This window comes from Bartonella sp. AA18HLJMS, from assembly GCF_042197245.1.
Classification (GTDB): domain Bacteria; phylum Pseudomonadota; class Alphaproteobacteria; order Rhizobiales; family Rhizobiaceae; genus Bartonella.
In genome coordinates, this window is sequence record NZ_JBHIRP010000012.1 from 1 (window position 1) to 2,736 (window position 2,736).

The 2,736-nt window shown below is 38.3% G+C and carries 1 protein-coding gene; it reads right to left on the reverse strand.

Going from position 1 to position 2,736, the window contains the following annotated elements:
• Positions 1–228: 228 nt before the first annotated feature.
• On the reverse strand, positions 229–2,736 hold a 2,508-nt coding region (locus tag ACFINW_RS07030), incomplete at its 5' end, for a Vomp family autotransporter (protein ID WP_375673996.1).

Sequence of the window (2,736 nt, forward strand, 5' to 3'; positions counted from 1 at the left end):
GCTGTTCAAGAAAATAGCAACATAAAAATATAGCTTTTTAGCAATATGGATTCTACTGTGATCTTTTTTCAACAAAAATATAGAAAAATCTTCTATAAAACCTCACAGTCTATAGCCTCATCAAATATTATGCTTATCTCTGGGTAAATACTGTGCGTCTGTAAAAAAACATCCACCCTTATTTTAATTAATAAGGGTGGATGTTTTGTTTTCTTTTCGTTGTTCGTATTATTTTATTTTCAGAGTAATTGCACCACCTATGCCCCAATGACCACCAGCACTCGTGGCAGAGAGATTAGAGCGGATTTTTCCGTTTTCAGATGTATAACCAGCACCAAGAGCAAATGCGGATTGTCCACGCCATGCGCCGCTACCAAATGAGACACTCAAAGATCCCGGCTCGTCGAAGTAACGTAGGTTGGATACTGCTAGACCAACGGCGGCGGCTTGCCTTGCCTCTTTGCGTACGCTCTTAATGTCATAACTTAAAATATTAAACTTCATATCTGTATATCGGTCAGACCGATCAACAGCATCATCAATGGCATTAATAACAATATTATCCACCCGACTATCCGTATATTTTTTTGCATCATCGAGAACAATTTTCATCTGTTCTTGGGTATAGTCATGCAGTTGACCACCATTCACAGCTTCTTTCGAACCTTGTTCAATGCGACCATTGGCAACATTATCAATCATAACAGGTTCACTTTCGTTGACACCTTTTAGAGTGATCTTATTGGTTTTTTTACCATCAACATCTTTATCATAGTTAACTGCACCATCAGAAAGATTATTAACCGTGTTCTCAATATTATCAACTCTGTCTTCAATATTGAAAACCGTTTCACCAATATTCGTAACCGTAGTGGAAATATTGTCGACTCTGTTTTCAATATGCCTAATATCTTTTTCAACGCCAGTGATACGTTCGTTGGTCTCCCACAGCTGTCCACCATTGACTGCATCTTTTGAACCTTCTGCAATTTTACCATCTGCTACATTGATAATCTTACTTGGTTGACCATCATGGCTAGCGTCATAAGCTTTTTTCTGCTCATTCCAATTTAAACCATTGGACGAGACATTGTTTTCAACACTTTGAATACGGTCGTTTATCTTAGACATACTCTCACTTACGCCGTCAAAAGCACTGGCAACGTTATGATAATCCTTCTTTTCACCAGAGCTCCCGTCAGCTTTGAATTGTGCTATCTTGAAAGTAGGAGCAGTCCATTCTCCATTATTATAGCCAGCGCCACCACCAAAATATGCAGCAAGCTGATTACTCATCAAATAAAGTTGCGAACCATTTATAGCATCGGTTGAGTTAGCAGAAATATCTCCATTAGCAAGAAACTTAATTTTGCTATTTTCTTTGTCTGCTCCATGCTGTGCTACAAATGCCTGCTCATCATTGCTCCACAACAAAGCATCCCCTTTGACTTCTTGTGTAATATCATTGATTTTTTGTGTAAAATTATTGACCACATTCGTGAGATGACTATTCACACTCTTCACATTTGCATCGAGACCACTCAAAGCTGAGCCAACATCATGATAATTGGCTTTTGCCACCTGACCATCTTCAACAATAACAGATAAACTATAGTTTGGTCCTTTAAAAGCACCATTTTCGAACGAGGCACCACCACCAAAATAATTTGCTATATCTCCAGATATTTTTTCAATCTGCCTACCATTGATCGCATCATGCGAATCTTCAGCAATTTTCCCATCTTTAACATTATGTAGAGCAACAGGGACTTGGTTATCCATCCCACCTAAAGTTACGCTACCATAATTAACGGTACCGTTTTCTTTATCATAAAGAACTGCAGCAGCACTTGTAAGATTAATATCATTAGAAATCTTCTCTATACTTTTATCAAGCTGGGCTTTGTTAACAGCTTCATTACCATTCACAGCTGCCTTCACACCAGAAATTGTCCTATCGTTGCCTGCATTATTTGCAATATTAATTATAGAACCTCCTGTTGCCTTACCTATGGTGATAGTACTTTCATTTTCCTCCTGCTTAACGAGGCTATTTTTTGTCGCATTCGCAATCTGATTTTGGATATTCGTGATAGAAGTATCAACAGCATTAAAAGCAGAACCAACATCATTATGAGAATTACCCTGAATTGTATAAGTGGGAGCCTTACCGTTAGATACATCTGCACCACCACCAAAATACTTTGATATATTTTTAGCAATTGTTGTCAGATTATTTGTAACAGTGTTAACATTCTGATTAGTAGCAAAGAGCTGCGAACCATTCACTGCATCGGTTGAATTAGCAGAAATGTCTCCATTGGCAAGAAACTTAATTTTGCTATTTTCTTTGTCTGCTCCATGCTGTGCTACAAATGCCTGCTCATCATTACTCCACAATAGAGAATCTTTAGAAACACCCTCAATTTTCTGAGTAAATTCATTTGCTACATGTGTTAAGCGGCTATTCACATTGTTGATATTGTCATCAAGCCCTGTCAAAGCGTCACCAACATTATTATGGTCTTTAGATACTGCTACGCCATCTTCAGAAATGCGCGATAAATGATAGAGCGGACCGAACAAAATACCGTCGCTAAATTCCGCATTCCCACCCAAAATGTTTGCTACATCTCCAGATATTTTTTCAATCTGCCTACCATTGATCGCATCATGCGAATCTTCAGCAATTTTCCCATCTTTAACATTATGGAGGGAAACGGGTGCTGTAGTCTT